23 protein-coding genes are annotated in these 22,323 nt (G+C 58.5%); 6 read left to right on the top strand and 17 right to left on the bottom strand.

Annotation, left to right across the window (positions count from 1 at the left end; genetic code table 11):
• Positions 1-122: 122 nt before the first annotated feature.
• The 3 genes from AC5ZFO_RS03375 to AC5ZFO_RS03365 all read right to left on the bottom strand — a co-directional run bounded on the left by AC5ZFO_RS03375 (position 123) and on the right by AC5ZFO_RS03365 (position 2,849).
• Positions 123-791, bottom strand: a complete 669-nt coding sequence (locus AC5ZFO_RS03375) for a DUF4915 domain-containing protein (protein ID WP_496121460.1) — start codon at positions 789-791, stop codon at positions 123-125.
• A 222-nt stretch (positions 792-1,013) separates the two neighbouring features.
• Positions 1,014-1,505, bottom strand: coding sequence for a glycosyltransferase family 9 protein (locus AC5ZFO_RS03370; protein WP_496121458.1), 492 nt, complete (start codon positions 1,503-1,505; stop codon positions 1,014-1,016).
• Between the two features lie 489 nt (positions 1,506-1,994).
• Positions 1,995-2,849 carry a phytanoyl-CoA dioxygenase family protein gene (locus tag AC5ZFO_RS03365; protein ID WP_496121355.1) on the bottom strand — a complete coding sequence of 285 codons (855 nt, stop codon included), beginning with the start codon at positions 2,847-2,849 and terminating at the stop codon, positions 1,995-1,997.
• 520 nt (positions 2,850-3,369) lie between these two features.
• Between AC5ZFO_RS03365 and AC5ZFO_RS03360 the strand changes: the two genes are divergently transcribed.
• Entirely contained in the window at positions 3,370-3,894 is a 525-nt protein-coding gene (locus AC5ZFO_RS03360) for a hypothetical protein (protein WP_496121353.1), read from the top strand.
• Between the two features lie 883 nt (positions 3,895-4,777).
• On the top strand, positions 4,778-6,412 hold the full coding sequence (locus AC5ZFO_RS03355) for an SIR2 family NAD-dependent protein deacylase (protein WP_496121351.1): 1,635 nt from the start codon (positions 4,778-4,780) through the stop codon (positions 6,410-6,412).
• 763 nt (positions 6,413-7,175) lie between these two features.
• On the opposite strand, the gene AC5ZFO_RS03350 is transcribed toward AC5ZFO_RS03355, so the two are convergent.
• From AC5ZFO_RS03350 to AC5ZFO_RS03330, 5 genes are all read right to left on the bottom strand, one after another.
• Entirely contained in the window at positions 7,176-7,496 is a 321-nt protein-coding gene (locus AC5ZFO_RS03350) for a hypothetical protein (protein ID WP_496121349.1), read from the bottom strand.
• A gap of 114 nt (positions 7,497-7,610) precedes the next feature.
• Positions 7,611-8,897, bottom strand: coding sequence for a virulence-associated E family protein (locus tag AC5ZFO_RS03345; RefSeq protein WP_496121347.1), 1,287 nt, complete (start codon positions 8,895-8,897; stop codon positions 7,611-7,613).
• Between the two features lie 9 nt (positions 8,898-8,906).
• Positions 8,907-9,137: a helix-turn-helix transcriptional regulator gene (locus tag AC5ZFO_RS03340; protein ID WP_496121345.1), complete on the bottom strand. Its 231-nt coding sequence runs from the start codon at positions 9,135-9,137 to the stop codon at positions 8,907-8,909.
• A gap of 156 nt (positions 9,138-9,293) precedes the next feature.
• Positions 9,294-10,274: a hypothetical protein gene (locus AC5ZFO_RS03335; protein ID WP_496121343.1), complete on the bottom strand. Its 981-nt coding sequence runs from the start codon at positions 10,272-10,274 to the stop codon at positions 9,294-9,296.
• A 49-nt stretch (positions 10,275-10,323) separates the two neighbouring features.
• Complete coding sequence (locus tag AC5ZFO_RS03330; protein ID WP_496121341.1) at positions 10,324-11,601, bottom strand: tyrosine-type recombinase/integrase; 1,278 nt, start codon at positions 11,599-11,601, stop codon at positions 10,324-10,326.
• A 381-nt stretch (positions 11,602-11,982) separates the two neighbouring features.
• Between AC5ZFO_RS03330 and AC5ZFO_RS03325 the strand changes: the two genes are divergently transcribed.
• On the top strand, positions 11,983-12,864 hold the full coding sequence (locus AC5ZFO_RS03325; protein ID WP_282519880.1) for a PhzF family phenazine biosynthesis protein: 882 nt from the start codon (positions 11,983-11,985) through the stop codon (positions 12,862-12,864).
• 192 nt (positions 12,865-13,056) lie between these two features.
• Here AC5ZFO_RS03325 and AC5ZFO_RS03320 read toward each other — a convergent pair whose 3' ends face one another.
• Positions 13,057-13,368, bottom strand: a complete 312-nt coding sequence (locus AC5ZFO_RS03320; protein WP_282519881.1) for an ArsR/SmtB family transcription factor — start codon at positions 13,366-13,368, stop codon at positions 13,057-13,059.
• Positions 13,369-13,463: 95 nt separating this feature from the next.
• Between AC5ZFO_RS03320 and AC5ZFO_RS03315 the strand changes: the two genes are divergently transcribed.
• Both AC5ZFO_RS03315 and AC5ZFO_RS03310 read left to right on the top strand, forming a co-directional pair.
• Positions 13,464-14,216: an SDR family NAD(P)-dependent oxidoreductase gene (locus tag AC5ZFO_RS03315; RefSeq protein WP_282519882.1), complete on the top strand. Its 753-nt coding sequence runs from the start codon at positions 13,464-13,466 to the stop codon at positions 14,214-14,216.
• A gap of 315 nt (positions 14,217-14,531) precedes the next feature.
• On the top strand, positions 14,532-15,617 hold the full coding sequence (locus AC5ZFO_RS03310) for a serine hydrolase domain-containing protein (protein WP_496121338.1): 1,086 nt from the start codon (positions 14,532-14,534) through the stop codon (positions 15,615-15,617).
• Between the two features lie 30 nt (positions 15,618-15,647).
• Here the strand turns inward: AC5ZFO_RS03310 and AC5ZFO_RS03305 are convergent, their stop codons facing one another.
• From AC5ZFO_RS03305 to AC5ZFO_RS03280, 6 genes are all read right to left on the bottom strand, one after another.
• Positions 15,648-15,989 carry a hypothetical protein gene (locus AC5ZFO_RS03305; protein WP_496121336.1) on the bottom strand — a complete coding sequence of 114 codons (342 nt, stop codon included), beginning with the start codon at positions 15,987-15,989 and terminating at the stop codon, positions 15,648-15,650.
• A gap of 298 nt (positions 15,990-16,287) precedes the next feature.
• A complete protein-coding gene (locus AC5ZFO_RS03300; RefSeq protein ID WP_496121335.1) occupies positions 16,288-17,214 on the bottom strand; it encodes an MBL fold metallo-hydrolase in 927 nt (308 codons plus the stop codon).
• Positions 17,215-17,267: 53 nt separating this feature from the next.
• On the bottom strand, positions 17,268-17,993 hold the full coding sequence (locus tag AC5ZFO_RS03295) for an alpha/beta fold hydrolase (RefSeq protein ID WP_282519886.1): 726 nt from the start codon (positions 17,991-17,993) through the stop codon (positions 17,268-17,270).
• 76 nt (positions 17,994-18,069) lie between these two features.
• On the bottom strand, positions 18,070-18,402 hold the full coding sequence (locus AC5ZFO_RS03290) for a putative quinol monooxygenase (protein ID WP_496121333.1): 333 nt from the start codon (positions 18,400-18,402) through the stop codon (positions 18,070-18,072).
• Positions 18,403-18,742: 340 nt separating this feature from the next.
• Positions 18,743-18,925: a hypothetical protein gene (locus AC5ZFO_RS03285; protein ID WP_282519888.1), complete on the bottom strand. Its 183-nt coding sequence runs from the start codon at positions 18,923-18,925 to the stop codon at positions 18,743-18,745.
• Between the two features lie 41 nt (positions 18,926-18,966).
• The gene (locus AC5ZFO_RS03280; RefSeq protein ID WP_404979735.1) at positions 18,967-20,070 is read right to left on the bottom strand and encodes an NADH:flavin oxidoreductase; all 1,104 of its coding nucleotides are present in this window, start codon (positions 20,068-20,070) and stop codon (positions 18,967-18,969) included.
• Between the two features lie 124 nt (positions 20,071-20,194).
• On the opposite strand from AC5ZFO_RS03280, the gene AC5ZFO_RS03275 reads away from it, so the two are divergent.
• The gene (locus AC5ZFO_RS03275) at positions 20,195-21,082 is read left to right on the top strand and encodes a LysR family transcriptional regulator (protein ID WP_282519890.1); all 888 of its coding nucleotides are present in this window, start codon (positions 20,195-20,197) and stop codon (positions 21,080-21,082) included.
• A 74-nt stretch (positions 21,083-21,156) separates the two neighbouring features.
• Here the strand turns inward: AC5ZFO_RS03275 and AC5ZFO_RS03270 are convergent, their stop codons facing one another.
• Together AC5ZFO_RS03270 and AC5ZFO_RS03265 are read right to left on the bottom strand one after the other, a co-directional pair.
• Positions 21,157-21,666, bottom strand: coding sequence for a YkgB family protein (locus AC5ZFO_RS03270; RefSeq protein WP_282519891.1), 510 nt, complete (start codon positions 21,664-21,666; stop codon positions 21,157-21,159).
• A gap of 45 nt (positions 21,667-21,711) precedes the next feature.
• Positions 21,712-22,248 (bottom strand): carboxymuconolactone decarboxylase family protein, encoded by a 537-nt coding sequence (locus AC5ZFO_RS03265; RefSeq protein ID WP_282519892.1) that lies wholly within the window; start codon positions 22,246-22,248, stop codon positions 21,712-21,714.
• Positions 22,249-22,323: the final 75 nt, after the last annotated feature.

Here is a 22,323-nt window from a genome sequence, read left to right as displayed (position 1 = left end):
CGCTAGGTAGCCACAGAGCAAATGCCTTATATAGACCTCTCTATTCGAGTACGAGAAGTCCGCAGTCGGTTCAGCACTGTTGCCGCCGAAGGGAGCCGCAAAATAGACTGAGCAAGGCTGAATCATTCGGCAGCCAACCTGTTAAGCCACCAGTCTGGCTTCCTCCCAGAGGTTCGCGGAACGACTGATAGCGCGTATATTTCTCTGCATGGAAGGTCCACCGATGCCAGAATGTTCCAGTGCTCTCGGTCCAAAACCAATACGCGCGCATGATCGACGGCGCCGGGGTAGGCCCTAGGAGAGCTGATGCCGACAAAGACATGCTCACCGTCGAACGCAAGGCCTCTCGTCCATCCGCCAACGTTAAGGCTTCGGCACACTGCAAACGTCGAAAGATCAAACGCTATCAGTTCGTGGCGTGCCGAATTGCAGATCAGTAGATGGTTCCCGACGATGGTCGGACTGTGAGGGCAGCACAGTCCAGTCACCAGGTCTACCCCGCGTTCTATATCATGGACGAGTCCCGATCCGTCGTTCATATGCTCGCTCCACTCGCGATGTGCAGCAAACCTGCCGAAAGCACAAACGACGAGGCGCCCATCAATCCGTCCAAGACAATTGATGTGCCATGAGTTTCCCGTTCCTGTGGATCTCCAATGGCACGAAACCATCCCGTCCGGCGTAATTCTAACAATTTCGTTCGTGCCGGTCGATACGATCAATATGTCATCGCCCTCCTCAAGGATATCGTGAGGATCGACAACTCCCGTTAGCTCGTCCGAGCACTGCATGCTATCTGCGAAATACGTCAGGATGCGACATGTCTTACCCGATGATGTTTTGCGGGAGAGCACGCGGCGAAGTCGGATTCTGGATGCCGCGATGCCGCCACTCCGAAGATAGTCAATTGCTCGCAAGTTACCATTCGAATAGGTGAACAGGCCTCCTCCTGTGTCATCCCCAAAGCAGGATATGAGGAGATCGCTTTCGAACATGTTTGCGGCCGTCATCACCTATGTCTCGCTGTTCATAGCGTTGCAGCCTAGGTTTTGCGGAAGGCAGGTCAGCGCTTCCATCACCTCTTCGACCGAGATGGCCTGTGTCGCTTCTGCGTGATACTTCGTAGAATAGTAGTAATCACCCAAGCGTGTGGAAGTAACTTTGGTGAGCAATCCGTATCCGTGGATTTCCCAAGGTGAGGTGCAGGTGAAGAGCCCGCACACAGGTATCGACAAACTAAGGCAAATATGAAGTGGCAGGCTGTCGTTTGCTACTACGGCCGAGCAGTTTGCAATGCGACTTGCGAGCTGGGTGTACGTAGGCTCAAGGCCCAACCAATCTACCTGAACAGTATGTTTTAGCCGATCCGCCAGTTCTTCGTAGAACGCCCACTGCTTGCTTGGCCATCGAGCGCCGGACCTTGGGGCCAAAAGCACCCTGTGAGTGCGAGGAGCCTTCAAGCACTCCACTTCGAGGTAGCGCTCTCCAGAGTATTGGATTCCCATCATCGCGAAAAGCGAGTCTTGATAGGTTCTGCGATTTTCAAACTTGAGCTTGTTTGCAACCTTCGTCCCGAGGCGACTGATAAGACTCATATCGAACCAAACGCCTGCGGAATCCGTGTAGCGCAAGCGGCCAGATGCAGTGAGATATGTCCCAACTAGTTCACTGAACCGAATGCGGTTGAGGAGCGGCCCCACTATATCGGGGCTTTCCTCCAACGATAGAACGACATCGTAGCGCCGTTTACGATCAAGTTCGGTTAAGCTAGTCAGCACTCTCGCTCGGCAGCCCTTAAGGAGGGAAGCGTGCCTTGGATTGACGAGCCAATCGACGTCGGCACCGCCCAAGCCTTCGAGCAAAGGAGTGGTTCGAAGAACGTCCCCCGCGGCTCCACATTTACAAATTAGAATGCTCGGCTTTGATTGATCTGCAGAGCGGTAAGTCATGCGGGGATGCCTGCATCCTGGAAAGGACATTCTGAAGGAAGAGCCCTATCTTTGATCTCGAGACCACAGTAGCGGAAATCCGTCCCCTGATATTCGACCGTGCTCATCTACAGTGATGGTGTCTCTAATTGGATGTTCGCTGGAAGGGACGAGAAAAGTGTCGTCGATCATGTAGTGCACGGCATAAGCACGCCGCACCGAGGCCGAATGATTCGGACAAGACGAATGCCACGTCAAACAATGATGGTAATGTATTTCACCTGCTTCCAGCGCAATGTCGTGAGCGACTAAGTATTTCCCGTCTTTCGCCGGCAGCACTCCCGTCGAGTTGACCTCGTCAATTGGGGTAGTTTGCAGACCCCAAGTATGAGACTCGGGAATCATGCTCAAGCATCCATTGAGTGTTGAGACCGAATCCAAGGCTATCCATGCGGTGACTTGAGTGGCCGGGGACAGCACGGACCACCAATAAGCATCTTGATGCCATTTGACATCGGACGAAGGGCCTACACCTTTCAGAAGCAACTGGTCACGCCAAAGCCTGATCTCGTTAGCGCCCGAGATTCGAGCGACTTCTGATAGAATTGTGGGGTCGGCAGCGACGTTGTAGAAATCGGTATTTGTCTCCCAAAGATTGTTTACTTTCCAACCCAGATTGGCTGGATCGTCGCCGAAGCGGGAGATTATCTGACGACCAATCCTCCCAGGGGAGGCGTGTCGAAGGAAAGCATCGGCCGAAGAAATCAGGTCGCGCAGGTCTCGGCGGTTGAGGCAAGCGCGTCCCTTAGTAAATCCAAAAGTATGGAATGCATGTCTGAGCTCATCTAACGAAGCGAGCCCCTCAGCGCCGTCGAAACCTGTCGATTGGCCTGTGTCGGAAACAAATATCGATGGAGCCATTCAACCTCCAATTTGCTTCGCGAGTGTAAATATCAGGATAGGTAACCAGAAATTTGTTGGTCCGTCTAGTTGTAGTTGCGCCCTCAGGTGAGGGATCGTCAGTTTGGGGGCGCTATGACGGCAAGCAAAGAGACCTTGCAATTTGTCGGAAGTGCAGCCAGCCTTCGCACTTGCCAAAAGCTATTGCATTTCAAGCTGGCGCCTTTTGGTCTCGATGGTCAAAACAATGGCTGTGTTCCGAGTGCCGAATAGAATTCTGTTCGCCCTATGGCGCATTGCGCGGTCGCTCGTGTCGATGGTTGCCGCGCCTGTAAGGTTCTCCGTATGTGAAGGACACTGGCGGAGCTGCTTTACGATGTTGCCCTGCGATGGCGCCGGGAATCCGCTCCCGTGGTACACGTACCCTTCAATCCAATTTCTTAGTGCACGCAACTTCTCTGGCAAGCGAGTTCTTGAATTTGGCGGGGGAGGATCGACTTTTTGGTGGGCCGCGCGGGCACTATCGGTAACGACCGTCGAGATGGATGCTGACTGGGCCGAATACCTGCGAGCAGCATCTCTTCAGAATGTTGAGCTTGTTTTCTTCGACGCAGAAAAATACTCCGATGACGTAGTTGTGCAGCTTGTTGAGGAGCGACTGCGCTCTGCGTTCTATGACGTCATAATCATCGACGGAAGGCCAAGAGATCGCGCGATCGAGTTCGCATTAAACCATTTAAGTGATGGAGGAGCTGTTATCATAGACAATGCTGAGGGTTACGACTTACTGCCGGAGATAAAGAAGTATGATGTGAACCGGGTAGATTTTTACGGTTTCGTTCCGATTGTCACTCTGAAGCACTGCACGTCTTTACTATTTAGAGCACATTGCTTCCTCTTTGAGTCTGATCCGTCAATACCACGCGATGCAAGTTGGGGCTTTAGTGTCGACACGATTCTGCACCGTATGCGACCAGCGAATCTAAAAGATGTGGGCTTGCTTGCAAAACCCTTATCTCCGAAAGGTATCAGGGCAACGTCGGTGCAGCGTGAGCTGCGCCAATAAAACGCAAGGGTTTCGATTGATTGCGAATAGTTGTGCGGTGCAAGCCATTCGCTACTGTCGTGCAGCCGCGGTTGGATGACCGTCGGGATGCTGCCCGCTACCGTTCTTTGCTCGGCGAACGCACGGGCCGGTTGCTTCCGATAAGAGGTGTTATCGGAAACAATTGGTTCATTTACGGCAAGTTGCTTGGTTGCGAAGCGATCAACGATTGAGGGGGCTTCCCGGACTTGGCTTTCTTGGGAAATCGGAGCCGATCTATCGGCCGATGAATACGAAAGCTTATGTTTCTAGAGCCCTGTAACTTTCTCTGCTCGCGAGGTCGGTATCGCTGGACAGCGAACTGTACTTCTTCGAGAAGACAGTACGGATGGTCTCGGCCGCTGCGCGGCGCACGCTCCCTGGCATCATGCGTCTCCAGCGCTTAGGGCCAAGCTGATATCGCGGTATCCAAGACAGTCGATGGGCCGGCCCTCGTAAGCCAGCGGTTTTGAGACGTGTCAACCTGTCAACCGTGTCAACCCAGATTCGAGATTTTACGGCTGGAGAGTTTCTGGGGCGCGTTTGTGCCGTATGGGGGTGTGGTCAAGGAGGGACCCGCTGTGGCCCTGGTTTGCGATCAAGCAACCGACAGACTAGATCTAGCTTTGGTCCGGTCCGATCCGGAAAGCTGACGTTGGTTGCACAGTCGGCGGCTTCGGCTTTCGGCCCAACAGGGGCATCGAACTTCCGATCCGCGGGTGTGTGCGTACTGCTCGGGGTTACGCACCATGACCCGGCGAACGGACCTAGGTAAGTCAGTGTTGCCCGCCTCGGCTCTTGATTAGAGTCCGGGTTTATCGCCTTATGGGATGCCTTCCCTACAGCCATAAACCCTGAGTCAAGCGTGGCACCCAAGTATCTCGCTCATTTCCCCAAGCCCGTTTTGGAAGACCTTGTGAACGGCCGTTGGCTACCCGTCATAGGCGCGGGCATGTCGCTCAATGCAAAGCTGCCGCCGCCTGTTAAGATGCCGTTGTGGCATGAGCTTGGTAAGGCTTTCGCTGACGAGATACAGGACTATTCCCCAACAAGCGTCCTCGATGGTATCTCGGCCTACGAACACGAATTTGGTCGGGCTCGACTAATCGAACGGCTCGCCGAACTATTGCATCTCGATCGCGTCCAACCGGGTCCCGCACATAAGGAGTTCTGCAGCCTTCCGTTCGATATTGTCTGCACAACGAATTTCGACTTCTTACTGGAGAAGCAATATGACCTAGAACGGCACGACAACCGGACAGTTCACCCCGTGGTGGATGAGGACCAGCTCTCCATTAACTTTGGTGCAACGGGCACGTTGCTGCTCAAGTTGCACGGAGATGTACGGCATCCCAAACGGCTTGTGGTGACCGAGGCCGATTACGATGGCTTTCTTTCCAACTATCCGCTGATTGCAACCTACCTCTCCAACCTGCTCATCACGAAAACCGCGGTGTTTATCGGGTATAGTCTTGAAGACCCGGACTTTCGACAAATCTGGTCCGTGGTGGGAAGCCGCCTTGGCAAGGCCCGCCGCATGGCCTACGCCATCATGGTCGGAGCCAAGCCGGGCGACATCGCACGCTTTGAGCGCCGCGGGGTCAAGGTCGTCAATTTACCGGGCACGCGCGAGCGTTACGGCATCGTTCTCGCTGAAGCTTTCGCCGAACTGCGCGAATATCGCCGGGAGCATGCGGGCCCGACCCTAAAGGCTACCGAGGAAAGGCCGCTGGAGCAGTTCCTACTCCCACGTGACGCCATGACGCGGCTTTGCTTGTTCGCAACGCCACTAGATGTGCTGCCTTTTTATCGAGAAAATGTGTTTCCGCTCGCGGAAGCTGCCGGGTTCGTGCCCGTCACTGCCGCCGATGTGGTGAATCTTGGCGACAGCATCAGCGCGAAAATCGATACACTGATCGATCGCGCTGCCGTAATGGTAGTAGACGCCACTTCTCCAAACACGCAGTTCGAACTTGGGCTGGCGATGGCGCGCTCCCAAGAAACCGAAACGCGTCCTAATCGCCGGCGATTAGAAGTACTTCCAGTGGTAACGGAGTTCGGGCAGGTGCCGATCCCTACACTTGGACACCTCGTTTTTCAGCGTCCAGCAGATCTGAGCGAAGAAAGTTCTTTTGTCCAGGACCTTGCGCGTCACTTGCAGCACTTGGCCGATCAGATGGGACTTGCGCAGCGTCAAGAACCGAGGCGGCTTCTTGAAGCTAAGGAATATCGCGCGGCAGTGATCTCGGCAATGACGCTGCTCGAAACGGAGCTACGCCAGCGAGTGAACAAGGCTCCGCGCGAAGCGGTGCGAAGGCCGATGTCGATGCGTCAGCTGTTGGACCTCGCAAGAGAGCAAGGCTTAGCCAACTTCGACTATGGTCAGTTGTCCGAGTGGACAAAGATAAGAAACGACGCGGTCCATACAGGCCGGCCGGTAACTCGAAATGAAGCAAAGCTTGTGGTTGAAGGCATTGAGCGCATCGTCGGGCTGGCCTGAAGTGGTAATCAAAGGGGGGCCATCTAGGCCTTTTGACTTCCGCTCCTCCGCTAGTGGCTTTCGGACGCCTGCCGCACGAATATACCGTGCCGTCATGGCTGCGGCCGGCATCCTAAACCCTTCACAATTTCGGAAGTCGGCACTCGGTTAGGTCCAGACCGGCCGAAGGCGGCTAGTCGTTCTCTCCGGTACAGGAACTTCGAAGCAACGCTACCAGCCTCCGGCGACCCAGCGAACGTTGTAACTCAGCGAGCCAATGTCCCTTGTGAACATCGAACTTCACGGCGCCGTCACGCATCTTTAACAGGAGCAATTGGCAGCCGTCCTGATGCTTTATGTTCACGCCCTTCATGATTTCGAAAGCCTTCAGAGGCGTTCCGCGAAGGGCAATTAGGGCCTTTCTCGATCGTTCATTGGGTTCCTTGGGGTCGGCTCGGCGACGGCACGCGGTGTACACATCGTCAGAAACGGGTGCGTTCGCTTTCCGAGGTCCGTTTCAGGAAAAGCCCGCAATCGGCTCTGAGCCGGGGCTGCCCCGTTTTCTTCGTTGAGCGGTCTCAATGTGCCAACCACTGCTTCTGCTGATCAAGCACGTGTTCGGTGGGTTCGATAAACTCGGTCAGGTTTTGCTAGGCTTAGCTCGCGAATTTCGAGGGGCACTTGCGCCGTGCCGGCACCGGGCGCGGAGAGGCCCGCTGTCGGCTACATTGCGTGGCCGATGGTGAACCAAATGGTGGATCGGACCTCCGGCGCATCGAGAGGCTTACCAAACCAATGGTTTCTCCGTCCGGAGCATCACCAGATTGGAGCCGGAATCGGTCGCCGACCAACACGCCGTCGTGCTCCCACTGGCCGACTTAAGCTCGACCAGGTCATTTCGAAATAGTGCCATCATATCTGGATCGCACCATTCCCTAGCAGTGATCGGAAATTCCAAACTAGACAGCGCTTCAAGCGTTCTCCACTGCTTTCTGTTCATAGTGCGAGCAAAATCGATCTGCGCGATCATCCTGCCGAGGTTGAAATGTTGGTCCGTATTTTTTCGCATTGGCTTGTCCATAAAGTCGATAGCGGCTTGCGTCACCACCCGCCTCCACAAAGGAAAAACAGACTTTGTGCGCACGTGTGTATGTTTAAACAACCCAGAGATAGTGGTGCCATCGGTGACAACGTTGAGAAGTCTGGATTTTTTGGATCGTCACTCTTTCTTGTCACCGGAGCCTGTCACCTTGGTTTGATGTGCGTTGCGCCTGTAGGCCCAGGGCCGAGCTTTCCCCTTCCGTCGCTGGTATCGCTCGAAACCCAGGGATCGCAGACACCGAGCAACACGGTTTTGCTCTCGTTGCCCCCATTGACCGGCCGGCAAGTTGAGAACTTTCGTCAGCACCTCTGGAATAGTGATGGACGATCGAACCTCAGTGTATGATTCAATCATAGCGTCCCATGGGTCACCTTCGTACCTCGCACGCTGTTCGTTCGCCGCCGCATCCTGTACGTCTTGGCTTTGGAACCACCATTCGTCACCATTTTTGTACGCATACTGCGCTTCCGCCCAGAGTTGGTCGCGAATCGCGGCAAGTCCTTCCATATCGACGCGCCCAACTTTAATCGGCCAGAATCTTCGTCCCCCCGTGTCGTCCCTAAGATAGCCGTCCGAATTAGTGGTTCCCCAAAACACGCACGAACGCGGCTGCTCGATTACCCGACTTCCGTACGGCGGCCGGTATCGATCTGTCGTCCGGCTGATGAACGCTTTGATTCTGCCTGCATCCCCTCGAGACATCGCGTCAAGCTCGGAAATTTCAATGAGCCATGCTCCGCTCAACTGCATTGCAGCATCTTTACTTCCGAAATCGGCGATTTCGTCGGAATACCACGGTGCAAATAGAAGCCGAAGCAAGGTTGATTTCCCGAGGCCCTGAGCACCTTCCAAAATCGGCATCGTGTCCACTTTTGATCCGGGAGACCGAATTCGTGCAATGGCCGCGATGAGAGAACAGCGGCCCACGTGGCTATGATAGGGAGTGTTGGCCGTGCCCAAATATTTGGTAAGCCAGGTATCCAACCTCGCCTGCCCATCCCACTCGCGTCGATCCAGATAGTCGATGACCGGGTGAAACCTCTGTCTCTCTGCGACGGCGGTGACGGCTTGACCAGCGATATTGGGATTCACTGCAACCCCTTGGTGTTGCAGCCACTCAGCAGCGCGAATGTCATCCGTGTTTGACCAGGGGCGTGGCACCCAATCTTTGAATGAGCTTTCCCAGGGCGGCACCCCAAGAAGCATGATCCGCCCCGCAAACTCATCGAGCTTAATAAGTCCAACAAATGACGGCGCATTCCCGAACAGGGTGATAGCATTCGCGAGCAGAGGCTTCAGGACCCCATGTTCGGACTTCAGCAGATATGCTCTCCAATCGGCCTGCGGCGACATATCAGACCGATCCTCAAGAACCCATCGAGCGATCTTTTCACAATTATCCATTTTTGATGCTCACGCCGCGCCGGTATCGGATGTCGACCTGCGGCGCTTAGCGATCATCCATTCGTTCAAATCGAGGGACGAATAGCGGACGGACCGCCCAATTTTGATTGCGGGTGGTCCGTCACCAGCGACGAAGAGCTTCGCCAAGGTGCTCTCGCCGAGCTTGAGATATCCCGCTGCTTGCTTGCGTGTCAGCCAAGCTGGACTAGTTGGAAGAGAGTGGTTTTTCGAATCAGACATAGGTCGCTCCGTGAACTTCGAGAGCGATTTAGACATCGTCCGATATGGTCAGGCAGTCCAGGAGAGCGAAAAAAATGAAGCTCTAAACGTCCAGGACGAATTTAATCTTGTCCAACGGTCGTTTTGTCCAGGCTCGTGTAGAAGCCTTGCGGCAGGCTATTCGTCCCTGGTGTCATCGTACTCATCTGCGTCATCAAGATCAGGCGGAGGCGCCCACGCCGCTTGGCCCCGCCAAATGATCTGCTTTCCGCTCTCATAAAATACGAAAGGTGGAACGCCGTGTTCGTCGTCGTGAGGCGGGAAGAACTCGCGATCCCAACGGTCCTCGACGGGTCGACCTGCTACCCTTGATAAAACGTTTCGGATCGATCGATCCATCGACGCATCGCCCTTGACACTGCGATGGGCGGCCAGAACGAAGTTATGGAAGGGTCCTTGGCGTGCTGGATCAGCGCCGGTTAGCAGCTTCCAGCAATAGCCCATTCCTTCGACGAAACATTCGCGCCAAAACTCTCTAAGTTCGAGAGGTTCAGCGAGACGGGCGCGCTCATGCGTAGCAAGTTCAAGCCAGGTCTTCAGTGCGGTTTCCATCTGCGGAAGTAACGCCACAATAGTTCCAAATTGCTCGTCCCATGCCTTTCTCCTAATAAGGTAACTATTCTCGTCAAACGCCTTCAAATCGGCATTATAGGGCTTGCAGAAATCGTCGGAAAATAAGAGGCGCTCAAATGTCTCACACTGATCCAAGAGCGCAGCGCCACCCCCATGCATAGCGTCAATGTCCGCAACGGCCCGACCCGCATGCTTCAAAGAGAGATCGGCTGTCACCACTGCGCGCAATAAATAGTATCTAGCGGCAAAGAACGGGCACCGTGGCTTCGGTGGCTCCTCAAACGCGTCAAGATCAATGAAGCCCAATACCTTCAATGCCCGGGTCTGATCGAATTGCAGACGAATCCTCGCGACCCGATTGTCCATCTGATTTATTAGAAGCTGGACTTCCTCGTCGATCAGCAAAGGCTTTTTGGGCCGCTCCCAAGGCCGCAAGTCCTCAATGTGCTCTAATCCAAAAAGTTGAGCTAGTCTTGGCTTCAAGACGGTTGAGGGGACTTCCTCAAGATTGAAGGGATCTGCCATCTCACTCTTTCAATCGTTTTGTCGTCGCTGGCTGGAATTGCGAACGTCCTTATTGCGCGGCTTCCGGCAGGTCTCCCATCGCCTTGCCGATTTGATTGGCAATGTGCTCCGATGCCCGACGAAGCGGATCGTTGTCCAAGTGTGCATAGCGGGCGGTGGTTGCTGGTTGCGAATGCCCGAGCAACTTGCCGATAATCGGTAAGCCAAAGCCTGCACCGGCGCCGTAGCTCGCATGGGTATGCCGAAGGTCGTGAATTCTCACCCCCGCCAAGCCCGACCGCGTGCTCACGAGCTTCCAGGGCTTGTTGAGATCATGGCGTGGCTGGCCGGCGATATCGCTGGCAATCACGTAGCCATCAACCCCCGGAAGCTTTTCAAGAATAGCGACGGCCGGGGCGTTGAGAATGATGGCCTTCTGTCCCGTCTTGCTATCTGGCAACAAGAGCAATCCACGCTGCAAGTCGACATACTCCCACTTGAGTTCGAGAATTTCCCGAAGCCGGGCGCCGGTGAGGATCAATAGGCGCAGGGCAGCGGCGACATGAGGCCCGATTTTGGTGCGGCCGTTTTTCGGGATGTGCTTCGCGTTCGGTTGGTGTTCGTCTACAATCCAGGGAATGCCCACCGTTTCGGCCTCACGAATGGCATCGCCCAGGCGCCCGAGTTCCGTCGAGTTTAGGAACCGCTCGCGGCGCTGCTCGCGGAATGCTTGGACGTGACTCGTGGGGTTGTGTCCCTTGGCGACGAGCCCGCAGACGGCAGCATACCGAAAAACCGAGCCGACAAACTCGACAACGCGGTTCGCAGTCATCGGGGTCGTCTTGCCAATCTTCCGGTGCATCTTCGAAACGTCAGCGCTATCGAGGGCGTCGAGTTTGCGCGTGCCGAGGAGGGGAACGGCGTGCTTACGCAGATAGATGCGGTAGTTGACGACCGTGCGTGGCTTCAGTTTCGTCTCGGCCTCCTCGCTGAGATAGCGCTCGCCGAAATCGGCGAATGTTGGCATGGCGCGTTCGGTCGACCGCTTGCGGGCGGGATCCTGTCCGAGCGCTACCGCGGCAAGGGTCGATTTAGCCGAAAGGCGGGCCTGGTCCGGTGTCATGCTCGAGGTCGATCCGAGGACCATCCGAGTCTTGCCAACACTCCGCCCGCCGGCGCCGCTGCGGTATTCGACGCACCACCTTTTGGTGCCGGAGGGGAGCACCTTGACGCAAAAGCCGGTCAATTCGCTGTCGTAAAAGATGGTCGGTTTCTCGACCGGCGAGATCGCGTCGATCGTTCTTTTCGTTAGCTTCAACACCGGCACATTGACCTCCAGAATCGCCACCGAGTCGCCACCGTAATAGGAATGGCAGGATATCTCGGGAAACGGCGATACCAGAGTTCACTAGTATTTTGAGAGGCTTAGGTAAAGTGAGAGGTCTTGGGATAAGTCCAGAAAACTGTGGAATTCATACTCATAACCTGAAGGTCATAGGTTCAAATCCTATCCCCGCAACCAAATTCGGACTTTTACCGGTTCCGATACGAAAATGGCCCGCGTTGAGCGGGCCATTTTTGTTTTGCGACCTGTGCGGGAGCCGCTTCGGTCGCGCAGAGCCCCTCGGCCAAATCGGCTGTCTCAGATGTCACCGCAATAGCTATACCATCGCTGTTGTCGCCGCCGTCGCGCCTTCACCGTCCTGCCCTCCATGAAGTGAGCTATCCGATGACCGAGGTCGAGCTTGTCAACGTGTTCACCCACACCGGGCGCGGCGGCAACCCCTGTCCAATTGTCATCGATGCATCGAACCTTACCGCTGCGGGGATGCAGTCGGTGGCCCGGCACTTCGGGCACGAGTCGGGCTTCGTCCTGCCGGCTCCCGGCGGCGACGCCGACTATGCCTTCCGGTTCTGGGTTCCGCGACACGAGATGGAGATGTGCGGTCACGCGACGATCGGCGCGCTCTGGGTCCTCGCGACCAAGGGGCGCTTGCCGGGCGAACAGGTCCGCATCGAGACGCGCAGCGGATCGGTAACGGGCTATGTCGATCGTGTGGACTCGGGCGAACCGTCCGTCGAGATCAGCCAGCCTGTCGGCAAGGTCGTCGATCTCTCGCGTGCCGAAGAGGAGGACGTTCTGTCGACGCTCAAGCTGTCGCGCCGCGATCTGCTTGATATGCCGGTGCAGAACGCCGTCACGTCACGCGTGAAGACGCTCATCCCGATCCAGGGCGTCCGCGAGCTCAATGACCTGGTGCCGGACCCGGCGCAGATCGAGGCGTGCTGCGGGCGGATCGGGTCCACCGGACTTTACCCTTACGCCATCGAACATCAGGGCGAACGGCGCTTCGAGGCGCGACAGTTTCCGAAATCATCAGGCTACCCGGAAGATGCTGCCACCGGCATTGCCGCCGCGGCGCTCGCGTTCGGACTGCTCAAGAACGGCCTGGTCGAGCGCAACAGCGCGCGGATCACCATCATGCAGGGCCGGGCGATGGGGTCGTTGTCCGAGATCCGGGTGCGGCTCGGCTTCGCCGACAACCGTCCTGTGGGTTGCCTGCTTGGAGGCTCCGTCACGCGCGCGGAGCAACATGTCTTGCAGCCCTAGCAGGTCGGCGCAGAGACGGCGCGCCAGACCTGGGCCTTCAGCGCTGTGGCCAGAAAATCGATCATGGCGCAAACGCCGGGCAGCATGCCGCGCCGGGACGGAAGCGCGGGCCATCTTTGTTTTGGGATACGCCGGGTGGCAACATCAGCCGATCCCTTGCGCGCTCCACAAATCTGTCGTGCGCGAATGCCCTCAGTCCGGATAGCTCAGGATCATTTTCAGTAGTTTCGGAAACCGCGCGTTGATGTCCTCTTCGCGCAAAACGTTGCGGTGCTGGACGCCTTGCTTTGACGTCCGGATCAGGCCGGCCTCCCGCAGGATCCGAAAATGGTTCGACAGGGTCGACTTCGCCATTTCGGGGCAGGGCGCCGCCTCGGTGCACGACATGCAATCGTTTTGCGCGGCCAGGCTTTTGACGATGCGCAGCCGCATCGGATCCGCGAGAGCTCCAAGCACCCCGGCGAGTGTAATCTCGTCCCGCGATGGGTGAACGAACTGCACCATGCCCAAAATATAGCATGCCCCTTGAACTCATTCAATAGTTCACTAGTATTGAACTATTGAATATCGGCATCCCGCCGAACAACGGAAGACATGCGATGACCAAGAGACTCGAAGGCAAAGTTGCGCTGGTGACTGGCGCATCCAAAGGCATTGGTGCCGAAATCTCCGCCCGGCTTGCGGCTGAGGGTGCGGCGGTCGCCGTCAATTACAGCTCCAGCAAAGAGGCCGCCGACCGCGTGGTCGCCGCCATCATCGCCAAGGGGGGCAAAGCCGTCGCGGTCCATGGTAACCTGGCCGACGCCAAGGACGTGAAAAGCGTCGTCGCGGAGACCGTGAAGGCGTTTGGTGCGATCGACATCCTCGTCAACAACGCGGGCATTTACGAGTTCGCGGCGCTCGAGGCCATCACGCCTGAGCATTTCCACAAGCATTTCGACCTCAATGTGCTCGGCCTTCTCTTGATCTCGGGGGAAGCGGTGCAGCACTTCAATCCCAAGGGGGGAAGCATCATCAACATCAGCTCCGGCGTGTCGACCATCGCGCCGGCGAACACCGCCGTCTACACCGCAACGAAAGCATCGGTGGATGCGATCTCCTCCGTGCTGTCGAAAGAGCTCGCGCCGCGCAAGATCCGCGTCAACGCCGTCAATCCGGGCATGATCGCCACCGAAGGCGTCGTGTCCGCCGGCCTGCACGAGGGCGACATGCGCAACTGGATCGAATCCACCACCCCGCTTGGCCGCATCGGCAAGGTTGAGGAGATCGCTGCCGCGGTGGCCTTCTTCGCTTCGGACGAAGCGTCCTACGTCACGGGCGAGACACTTCACGTCACCGGCGGCCTTCGCTGACGCGTGACGTGACCTGGCGGCCCGGAATCGCTGAACGGCGTTCGTCCCAGCATGGTCGTGGTAGTGTATCCCGCAACCAGGTTCGGACCTTACCGGTCCCGATGAGAAAATGGCTCGCATCAAGCGAGCCATTTTTGTTTTGCGGGTGAGAGGGTCACCTCCTCCGACAGGCTCACAGCGGAACAGACGTGGATGCCGTAGACCGGTGCCCAAGCGACAGCAAACCGGCGCGTGAACGGCCGCTTGTTTTGTCGGTCCGTTTCGGGTCAAACGTCGATCATGCCTTATTGCTTTTCTCGAGGTCTCGCTGTCTTCGTGCTCGTCCTGCTGACCGGATGGGGCAGGCCCGCCGACGCCGCGGCTGAGGAGGCGGGCCAGTCGGCCGGAGCGAACTCTGACCTTCCGGCTTCCACCTATTGGCGCACTGATGCTCAGGCTGCTCAAAGTGCCGAATGCCGCGCCGTGCTGGCTGGCCTTCGCGGGCAATTGCGCCATCAGGCCACCAAAGCCTTCATGGCCGTGCGGGGCGATCAGATTGTCTTCAGCGAGGGACCGATTGCGCGGCCGTCGCTCGTTCGTTCCGTGAGAAAGAGCCTGCTTGCGATGTTGTACGGTCAGGCCGTGCAGGACGGCCGCATCAACCTCGATGCGACGCTTGCCGAGCTCGGGATCGACGATGTCGGCGGTCTGCTGCCGATCGAGCGAGAGGCCCGCGTGCGCGACCTGCTTGCCGCGCGCTCGGGTGTCTATCATCCGGCTGCCAATCCGGGCGACGACGCGGCGGGCGCGCCTCCCCGCGGCTCACAATTGCCGGGGCAGTACTTCCTTTACAACAATTGGGATTTCAACGTCGCGGGCGACGTCTATGAGCAGCGTACGGGGCGTAACCTCTACGATGCTTTCGCGCAGGACATAGCCGCTCCGCTGGGCCTGGAAGACTTCGATCGCGCGCGCCATCACCGCAGCGGCAAGCCCTCGCGTTCGAGCCACTTGGCCTATCCTTTCTATCTTTCGGCGCGCGATATGGCGCGTATTGGCGAACTGATGCTGGTGGAAGGTCAATGGCAGGGCCGTCAAATCGTGCCGGCCGGTTGGACGCATCTGATCACGACGCCGGTCACGCGCTCGGCAGAGATGCATCCACCCAACGCAGTTCGCCGCCGGGCGTCCTACGGGCTGTTGTGGTGGATGCCGGAGGTGCCCGACGATTCGGTGCTGGCGGGCTCGTATTTCGCATGGGGCTATTTCGGCCAATGGATTCTCGCGATTCCGAAGTCCGGAATGGTGATCGTGCACAATTACGAGACCGTTGCACGCGAGGATGAAAGCCATCCGCCGACCGTGCCGCTGCGGAGCTTTCTCGAGCAGGCGCGGATGATCGCCGAAGCGCCCTGCCGGTAGGGTCACCAGCGGCGCTGTCAGATAAGAGCGTTACGGTTTGCCGTCGGCCTCTTCGCTTTCCGAAAGCGCGCGATAGCGCACGAGATCGGGATCACCATCCATGTAGAGCCCAATGAAGCCCCGATAGCCGAAGTCGTCGCGGAGAAGCACGAGCAGCCGGTCCAAATCCTTGTAGGTACGATCTTCCTTGTCGCCCCAGGTTCGCAGCGGCAGGAATTCGCGTCGCCAGCTCGGCCGAACATAGGCCAGGTGCTCGGCCATACCTTCAATCGTCTTGGTGATGATGAGGACATTGCGCAGGTGTCCGCCATTTTGCAGCTCCTGCTTGATTTCCCCCTCCTGTAACCCTTTCGCCAAGGGTTGCTCCCGCAAATTGATCGCCCAAGGGCGAAGACCACAACGGGGGTAGACTTCCTTGCACCGACCAATCCGCAGTCCCTTTCCGTCCTGCGGTCCGGAAGATTCGGAGCGAGTCGAACTGCTCCATGACGAAAGCTGCCTCCGACACTGTGTCTATCAGCGAAAGGGGCCACCTTGCGAGCCGGCAATGAGGTGACGCGCACCGCAAGTGGCGGTGCAAGGGAGAATCGACGTAATATCAGCTACATCGATAGGGTTGCGAACACGGCGAGATGCTCCAGGCTCGCGGTCGACTCCGATGCGTGTTCCCCTAGGCCACTCCGCCGCCCGGCTCTTGCAGGTGGCGGAAGGCGGCGGGCACGTTGACGGAGTTGTGCGCCCAATCGAACAGGCTGTACTCACCGTAGTGCGCCATGGCGACCGCCTCGAGCGTGGCCTCGATCGATCGACCTTCTGCGATTGCCGTGCGCACGGCGCTGTCGAGCTCGCGAAGATAGCGAAGCGGGAATTCGATGTCCGCGGGACGCATCGGCCGGCCGTGGCCGGGAATGATGGTCGCGTCTTCCGGCAGGAAGTCGCGCACGCGGGCAAGGGTCGTGATCGTCTCCTTGTGCCGCCCTTCGAGGAGCCACGGAAGCGCCGGAGACGGTGCTTGAATCATGTTGCCAACCCAAAGCACCTTCGCGTCTGGCGCCCAGATGACCAGGTCGCCTGGCGTCTGCGCGAACCCGAAGTGGCGGACCTCGACGATGCGGCGGCCAAGATCGACACTGATCATGTCGGGGACGGTGATGTCAGCGGAGCGGGCCTGCACGAGTTCAATGCCCTTCCCCTTACCCATGAGGCCGATCATGAAACGGCGATCGTCCTCGAAGCTTTCTTCCATGTAGCGCTTGGTCGCCGGATGCTGAATCACGACAGTGCTGTCGGGAAACAGGTAATTCCCGTAGGCATGGTCACCGTGATAGCTGGTGTTGACGAGGAAGCGGATCGGCTTCGACGTCACTTGACGTACGAGCCCGATAAGCTGCGCGGCGAGATCGCCATTCAGCATCGACTCGACGACGAGTACGCTGCGTTCGCCGATCACGAAACCGGCCGTGGTGGCGACGTGGTCTTTCTCGAACACGTCGTCGGGCATGACCGCGAAAACGCCGGGAGCCAGTTCGTTCGATGTGAGGTTCACCCGAGCCGCATCCCAGGGCGGCGTTGCTTCTTGCTCACTGTCCTGCGTCATCGGATGGGCCTCCTGTTTGAATGACGCCAAGCGACCGCGCTTTGCGGACGCCGTTATTTCGCTGCTGCGCGGGCGGCCTGCTTGATTGCGTCGGCTACGACGTCCGGGTTGGAGACGGGGACGGCGTGCGAAGCGTTCACCTCGATGACGGTGGAATGGGCGCGATCGGCTTCGAACTTGTATTCGTCGACCGGAATGGCGCGATCCTGCAGCGGCCTGACTTGCCAGCTCGGCTTGCTCGTCCATGCCGCGGATGACAGCGGTTCGGTCAGGGCCGCCAGGTTCATGGGGCGTTGGCCGGCGAGCATCAGGGCGGCCACGCTCGCGGGCACGTCGGCGGCAACGTTGCTGTGGAACTTGTCGGGCTGGTAGAGGAGATACGTGCCGCTGGTCCCGTCGGGCAGGGTGTACGTGGTCGGCTCGACGGACGTGGGGAATGTGCTGCCGGGGTAGCGTTCGAGCAAATGGGTTGCGGCCTCCCCGGCCGCGGGCATGATGGAGGCCGCGTAGACAAGGCCCTTGACCTTGGGGTCGTCCCCGGCCTGCGTGATGACGGCCCCGCCGTAGGAGTGGGCCGCCAGGATCACGGGCCCCTGGATCTTGTCCAACAGGCTGCGCAGGTACGCGGTGTCGATTGCCGGGCCCAGCAACGGATTGCCGAAGGCGACGACCGGGTAGCCGTCGCGCTGGAGCCTCTCAATCACTCCATTCCAGATCGACGCGTCTTCGAAGGCCCCGTGCACAAGGACGACAGTGGGCTTGGGCGATTCCTGGTTCATCGTGAGTCCTTTTCAGGAGAATTCGGGAGGAGGTCGCTTCGCTGAAGAGCTCGTTAAGTCGCGCCGCCCAAGCTCATCATCTGCCTTGCAACGAAGAGCCCCGGTAAGACGCTCTATTTCTGGGCGATGACGTGAAGCCGGTGCACCTGGGAGCTTCGGAAAACAGCTCGTCCGCCTTCGCGAACAGCGCCTTTGCAAGTTCGCCGTTCAAATGCGCATCTCGTCCGACTTCGTCATTGAACGTGTCGATGATTCCGTAGCGTCCCGGCTCCTCTTCCTTGAGCCCGTACCACGCCACTATTCCGGCCTCTGCCTTCGCCATCACGGCGCCCTGCTTCAGGAAAGCTTCGACTTCCGCTTCTTTGCCACGATTGGCTTTCAACTCGACGAAGAAGGCGAACTTGGCCATGCCATTGATCCTTTCGGCTGCATCCGACTGTTGGACGTCTCTATTCGAAATGCGTTTTTATAAAAATACATCATGCGAGAGTGGGATTGGTTCGCTTTGTCGTGATCGAAGTGAATAATATAAATATGCAATTTCAAATGCTTATGAGAAGTATATCTTCGATTGCGATCTGTGATCGAGAATGGATTTGAAAATTCATAGGCTTCATATCTGAAGTCTTTTGATCAAATCACAGGTGGCCTCGACCATCGCAGCCCGGCCGTCCTCATGGGTCGTGCGGTGAGATGCGCGGTGCCGAAATGATGAATGACGTCGTCGCGGTCACGCGCCCGATGACGACTTAGGACCCGCTCGGAGCCTCACCGAGAGGTGGAAGCAACTGTTGCGCGGTGTGAGGCGATAGCTCCTCGATGGCCGCTCGAAGGTGGGCCGCGGCCTTCGAATGCCCGGGCTCATCGAGCATGCGCAATGCTTCCAGCATGAGCGACAACGCCACCGAGGCATCGGAGATCACGTCCGTCATGATCGTTCCTTTCGAGGCGGCGTCGACGTCGCGGGATGGGCTCACATCATCAGTTCGGTGTCCTTGATGTCAGCGATGGGGCCGAGGATCGCAGGGTCAAATTCATCCAGAGAGCTGCGGTCCAACAGGCGCTTGGGCAGATCGGGGTTCGCCAAGGCCCCGCGGCCTATCGTGACGACATCGGCGCCATCGTCGAGCGCAGCCACCGCCTGCTCGATGTTGTGCAGGCTGCCATTGGCGAAAATCGCCGCTTTGGCGGCGTAGCGCTTGGCGAGGCGCATCAATGACGGGCCGTCCTTGACGAAAGCGGGCTTCCACGCCTCAAACTCGGTCACATGGACGAAGTCGGCGCCGGCATCGCCGAGGCTGCCGAAGATGATTTCGGCGTCACGCTCCGCCCCCGCCCATTTGTGATGATAGTCGTTCACCTTGCCCTGCGAGATGCGGACCCCGACTGGCACCGCGCTCCCGACCTTCGCACGCGCCGCTTTGAAGGTTTCCACGATTAGCCGCACGCGGTTCTCCGTTGCGCCGCCCCAGCGGTCGGTTCTGCCGTTGGCGTAGTCGGTCAGGAACTGGTCGAGCAAGTAGCCGTTGGCGCCGTGAATCTCGATGGCGTCGAACCCGGCGACGTGGATCGCTCGCGCGGCCGAGTCCGCGAAGCCGGCAATGGCGTCGGCGATCTGCTCTTCCGTGATGGCTGCCGGCAGCACGTAGCGGTCCTTTCCGTGATAGAATGTCATCTGCTCGCCCTTGGGCTGAATGGCAGACGGCCCGACCGTGCTGTCGCGAAAGCGATTGCCTTGACTGATCGCTCCGGCATGCATCATCTGGGCAATGGCCACCGCTCCGTGCGACTTGATGCCGTTGACGACCGGCTTCCAGGCCTTGGCCTGCACTTCGTCGGTCATGCCGGGCTGATGGACGTAGCCCTGCGAGAACGCCTGGTCTGTGTAGATGCCCTCGGTGATGACCGTTCCAAACCCGCCTCGCGCGAACCGCTCGTAGTATCGCGTCATGGTTTCGGTGGCCCGGCCGTCCTGGGTCGCCGTGATGCGCGTCATTGGCGCAACGGCAAGACGGTTCTTCGCGGTACGGCCGTTTATATCGATCGGCGTGAAAAGCGCCTTCGCTTCGTGGTCCATCATTTGACTCTCCAGGGTTTTACCTTCGGGAGTGGCTTCCCTTGCTGGAGATCGATCTAGAGCTTGCCGTGAGCCGACAGAAGTCCGGCTGGAAGCTAAGCACTTTATCGATTATCGTTATAAAATGGATTTCGCAGATGTGGCGCTGTTTCGCAGCATCGTGACCGCCGGTAGCCTGTCAGCCGCGGCGCGAGAGATGGGCACAACGCCGATGTTGGTCAGTCGAAGGCTCGCAGCGCTCGAAGCCGAGCTCGGCGCGCGTCTGTTTCATCGGACCACGCGCTCGCTATCGCTCACCCCCGAGGGCGAGGCCTTTCTGCCTCACGCCGCTGCCCTGATAGCCGCCCGCGATTCAGCATTCGAGTCCGTGTCGTCCGCCGGCTCGGGCCTCTCAGGTGTGCTCAAGGTCACCGCGCCGAACGTCATCGGCCATGCCGTCATCGTACCCGTCGTGGCCAAGCTGATCGCGGACAATCCGGCGCTTCGGGTCAATCTTGTCCTGAGCGACGATCGCGTCGACATCGCGTCGATGGGTCTCGACGTTGCGATCCGCGTGGCGCCGATGAAGCCTTCCGACATGATCGCGACAAGGCTCGCCGACAATCCTTACATCCTCTGCGCATCGCCAGCCTATATCGCTCGCTTTGGCGAGCCGGCAACGCTGGGCGATCTGGTGAGCCACCCCTGCATCAAGCTTCATGCGATGGAGACCTGGCCGTTCGTACGTGGAGGCGAATTGGAGCAGATCCGGATCGCCGGCCCGCTGTCGGCCAGCACAGTCGACGCTGTTCGAGCGGCTTGTCTTGCGGGCGTGGGGGTCGCCATGATGACCTATTGGGATGTCTATGAGCGGATTGAACGCGGCGAGTTGAAGCGCATCGTTCTGGCGGATGCCGCGCCGGTCGAGCTTGGGATATGGGCGGTTTTCCTGACTCGCGCGCAAATGCCCGTCCGGGTAAGAGCGTTCATCGATGCTCTGCGAAAACGGCTGCTTGCGGGCACACTGCCGTGATCGTCGCGACGTGCAATCGCCGGCGAGCTGGAAAGCTCGCCGGCGACGCGTCGCCTTGGGCAGAATGCAACCTGTTACCGCGTCAGGCGAACCAGATCCTGCCTTAGCAGATAGAAGGAGACTGCGAGCAGCACGACGTCCTTCATCAGGAAGGGCACGTTGCCCGTCATCGCGGGGAAGCCTCCCGCGGCGAGGTCCCAACCCTCCGGCATGAAGGGAATGATGGTGACGGTCGCGATGAAGGTGCCGGTCGAGCCGAGGGCACCGAGCACGCCAAGCCGGTGGCTCCAGAAGCCCGCGAGCAGCAGCGCGCCGAAGGTCCATTCGGAGACGCCGAGGAGGTAGCTGGCGCCGGCATGGCCGAACACGGGATAGAGCCACCAGATCAATGGGCCGTTGCTGATGAACGGGACCAGCCGTTCGAACTCGTACGGAAACCACTTCTGGTAACCGAAGAAGAAGAACATGATCACCATCGAGGCGCGGACGACATGGTAGTCGAGATCTTCCGCGAGCAGGCCGGATCCCTGCAGGGCGCGGACGAGAGGATTTTGGGCGGTGTGGGTGTTGGCAAGCATGGTCATGGTCGTGATCCCTGATGTGAGATGAGCGACGTGGCGGCCGTCGCGTTAGGCGATCGCCGGGAAGTCGATCTCGGTGTCGTTGATGCGGTTGAAGACGTTGGTGAACACGGTAGTGGCAAAGGCGAGGCTGATGTCGACGAGCTGCGCGTCGCTGTAGCCGGCGGCCTTGATCGCGACGAAATCCTTGTGGCTGACGGTGCCGCTGGTGCGCGCAAGCTTGTCGACGAAGGCGACCAGCGCATCGCGCTGGGCATCACCGGTGGGCCGGCCATCGCGGATCTGCTTCAGGACCTCCGGCGCCAGGCCGACGAGCTTTGCGAGATGGCTGTGGGCGGCGACACAATAGTCACAGCCGGCGGCCTCGCTGATGACGAGCTTGATGATCTCCTTGTCGGACTTGGTCAGTCCGCCGGAGGCGAGCACAGTGTCGGCAGCGAGCACGGCCTTGAGCGCAGCGGGGCCATGGGCGGCGATGGCCGCAAAGGTGTTCGGCACGCTGCCGATGGCCTTCTTGATCTGGGCATAGACCTGGCCGGAGGGGCCGGCGTCAGTTTCGAGGTTCGGGATGGAAAGGCGGGACATGATGGCACTCCGTGTTGGGGTGGTGAACGATTGCGAAGTGACACTATGGTCGTGATGTGAGATGTTGAATGCTTG

It is taken from the genome of Bradyrhizobium sp. Unk1 (assembly GCF_059512345.1).
This window is presented reverse-complemented; position numbering and strand designations above follow the sequence as displayed.

What these genes read in the sequence shown, in the direction of transcription:
- AC5ZFO_RS03375 (WP_496121460.1), bottom strand. Translation starts at nt 791, where the DNA reads ATGCAGTGCTCGGACGAGCTAACGGGAGTTGTCGATCCTCACGATATC.
- AC5ZFO_RS03370 (WP_496121458.1), bottom strand. Translation starts at nt 1,505, where the DNA reads ATGGGAATCCAATACTCTGGAGAGCGCTACCTCGAAGTGGAGTGCTTG.
- AC5ZFO_RS03365 (WP_496121355.1), bottom strand. Translation starts at nt 2,849, where the DNA reads ATGGCTCCATCGATATTTGTTTCCGACACAGGCCAATCGACAGGTTTC.
- AC5ZFO_RS03360 (WP_496121353.1), top strand. Translation starts at nt 3,370, where the DNA reads ATGGATGCTGACTGGGCCGAATACCTGCGAGCAGCATCTCTTCAGAAT.
- AC5ZFO_RS03345 (WP_496121347.1), bottom strand. Translation starts at nt 8,897, where the DNA reads ATGGATAATTGTGAAAAGATCGCTCGATGGGTTCTTGAGGATCGGTCT.
- AC5ZFO_RS03340 (WP_496121345.1), bottom strand. Translation starts at nt 9,137, where the DNA reads ATGTCTGATTCGAAAAACCACTCTCTTCCAACTAGTCCAGCTTGGCTG.
- AC5ZFO_RS03335 (WP_496121343.1), bottom strand. Translation starts at nt 10,274, where the DNA reads ATGGCAGATCCCTTCAATCTTGAGGAAGTCCCCTCAACCGTCTTGAAG.
- AC5ZFO_RS03325 (WP_282519880.1), top strand. Translation starts at nt 11,983, where the DNA reads ATGACCGAGGTCGAGCTTGTCAACGTGTTCACCCACACCGGGCGCGGC.
- AC5ZFO_RS03320 (WP_282519881.1), bottom strand. Translation starts at nt 13,368, where the DNA reads ATGGTGCAGTTCGTTCACCCATCGCGGGACGAGATTACACTCGCCGGG.
- AC5ZFO_RS03315 (WP_282519882.1), top strand. Translation starts at nt 13,464, where the DNA reads ATGACCAAGAGACTCGAAGGCAAAGTTGCGCTGGTGACTGGCGCATCC.
- AC5ZFO_RS03300 (WP_496121335.1), bottom strand. Translation starts at nt 17,214, where the DNA reads ATGACGCAGGACAGTGAGCAAGAAGCAACGCCGCCCTGGGATGCGGCT.
- AC5ZFO_RS03295 (WP_282519886.1), bottom strand. Translation starts at nt 17,993, where the DNA reads ATGAACCAGGAATCGCCCAAGCCCACTGTCGTCCTTGTGCACGGGGCC.
- AC5ZFO_RS03290 (WP_496121333.1), bottom strand. Translation starts at nt 18,402, where the DNA reads ATGGCCAAGTTCGCCTTCTTCGTCGAGTTGAAAGCCAATCGTGGCAAA.
- AC5ZFO_RS03285 (WP_282519888.1), bottom strand. Translation starts at nt 18,925, where the DNA reads ATGACGGACGTGATCTCCGATGCCTCGGTGGCGTTGTCGCTCATGCTG.
- AC5ZFO_RS03280 (WP_404979735.1), bottom strand. Translation starts at nt 20,070, where the DNA reads ATGGACCACGAAGCGAAGGCGCTTTTCACGCCGATCGATATAAACGGC.
- AC5ZFO_RS03275 (WP_282519890.1), top strand. Translation starts at nt 20,195, where the DNA reads ATGGATTTCGCAGATGTGGCGCTGTTTCGCAGCATCGTGACCGCCGGT.
- AC5ZFO_RS03270 (WP_282519891.1), bottom strand. Translation starts at nt 21,666, where the DNA reads ATGACCATGCTTGCCAACACCCACACCGCCCAAAATCCTCTCGTCCGC.
- AC5ZFO_RS03265 (WP_282519892.1), bottom strand. Translation starts at nt 22,248, where the DNA reads ATGTCCCGCCTTTCCATCCCGAACCTCGAAACTGACGCCGGCCCCTCC.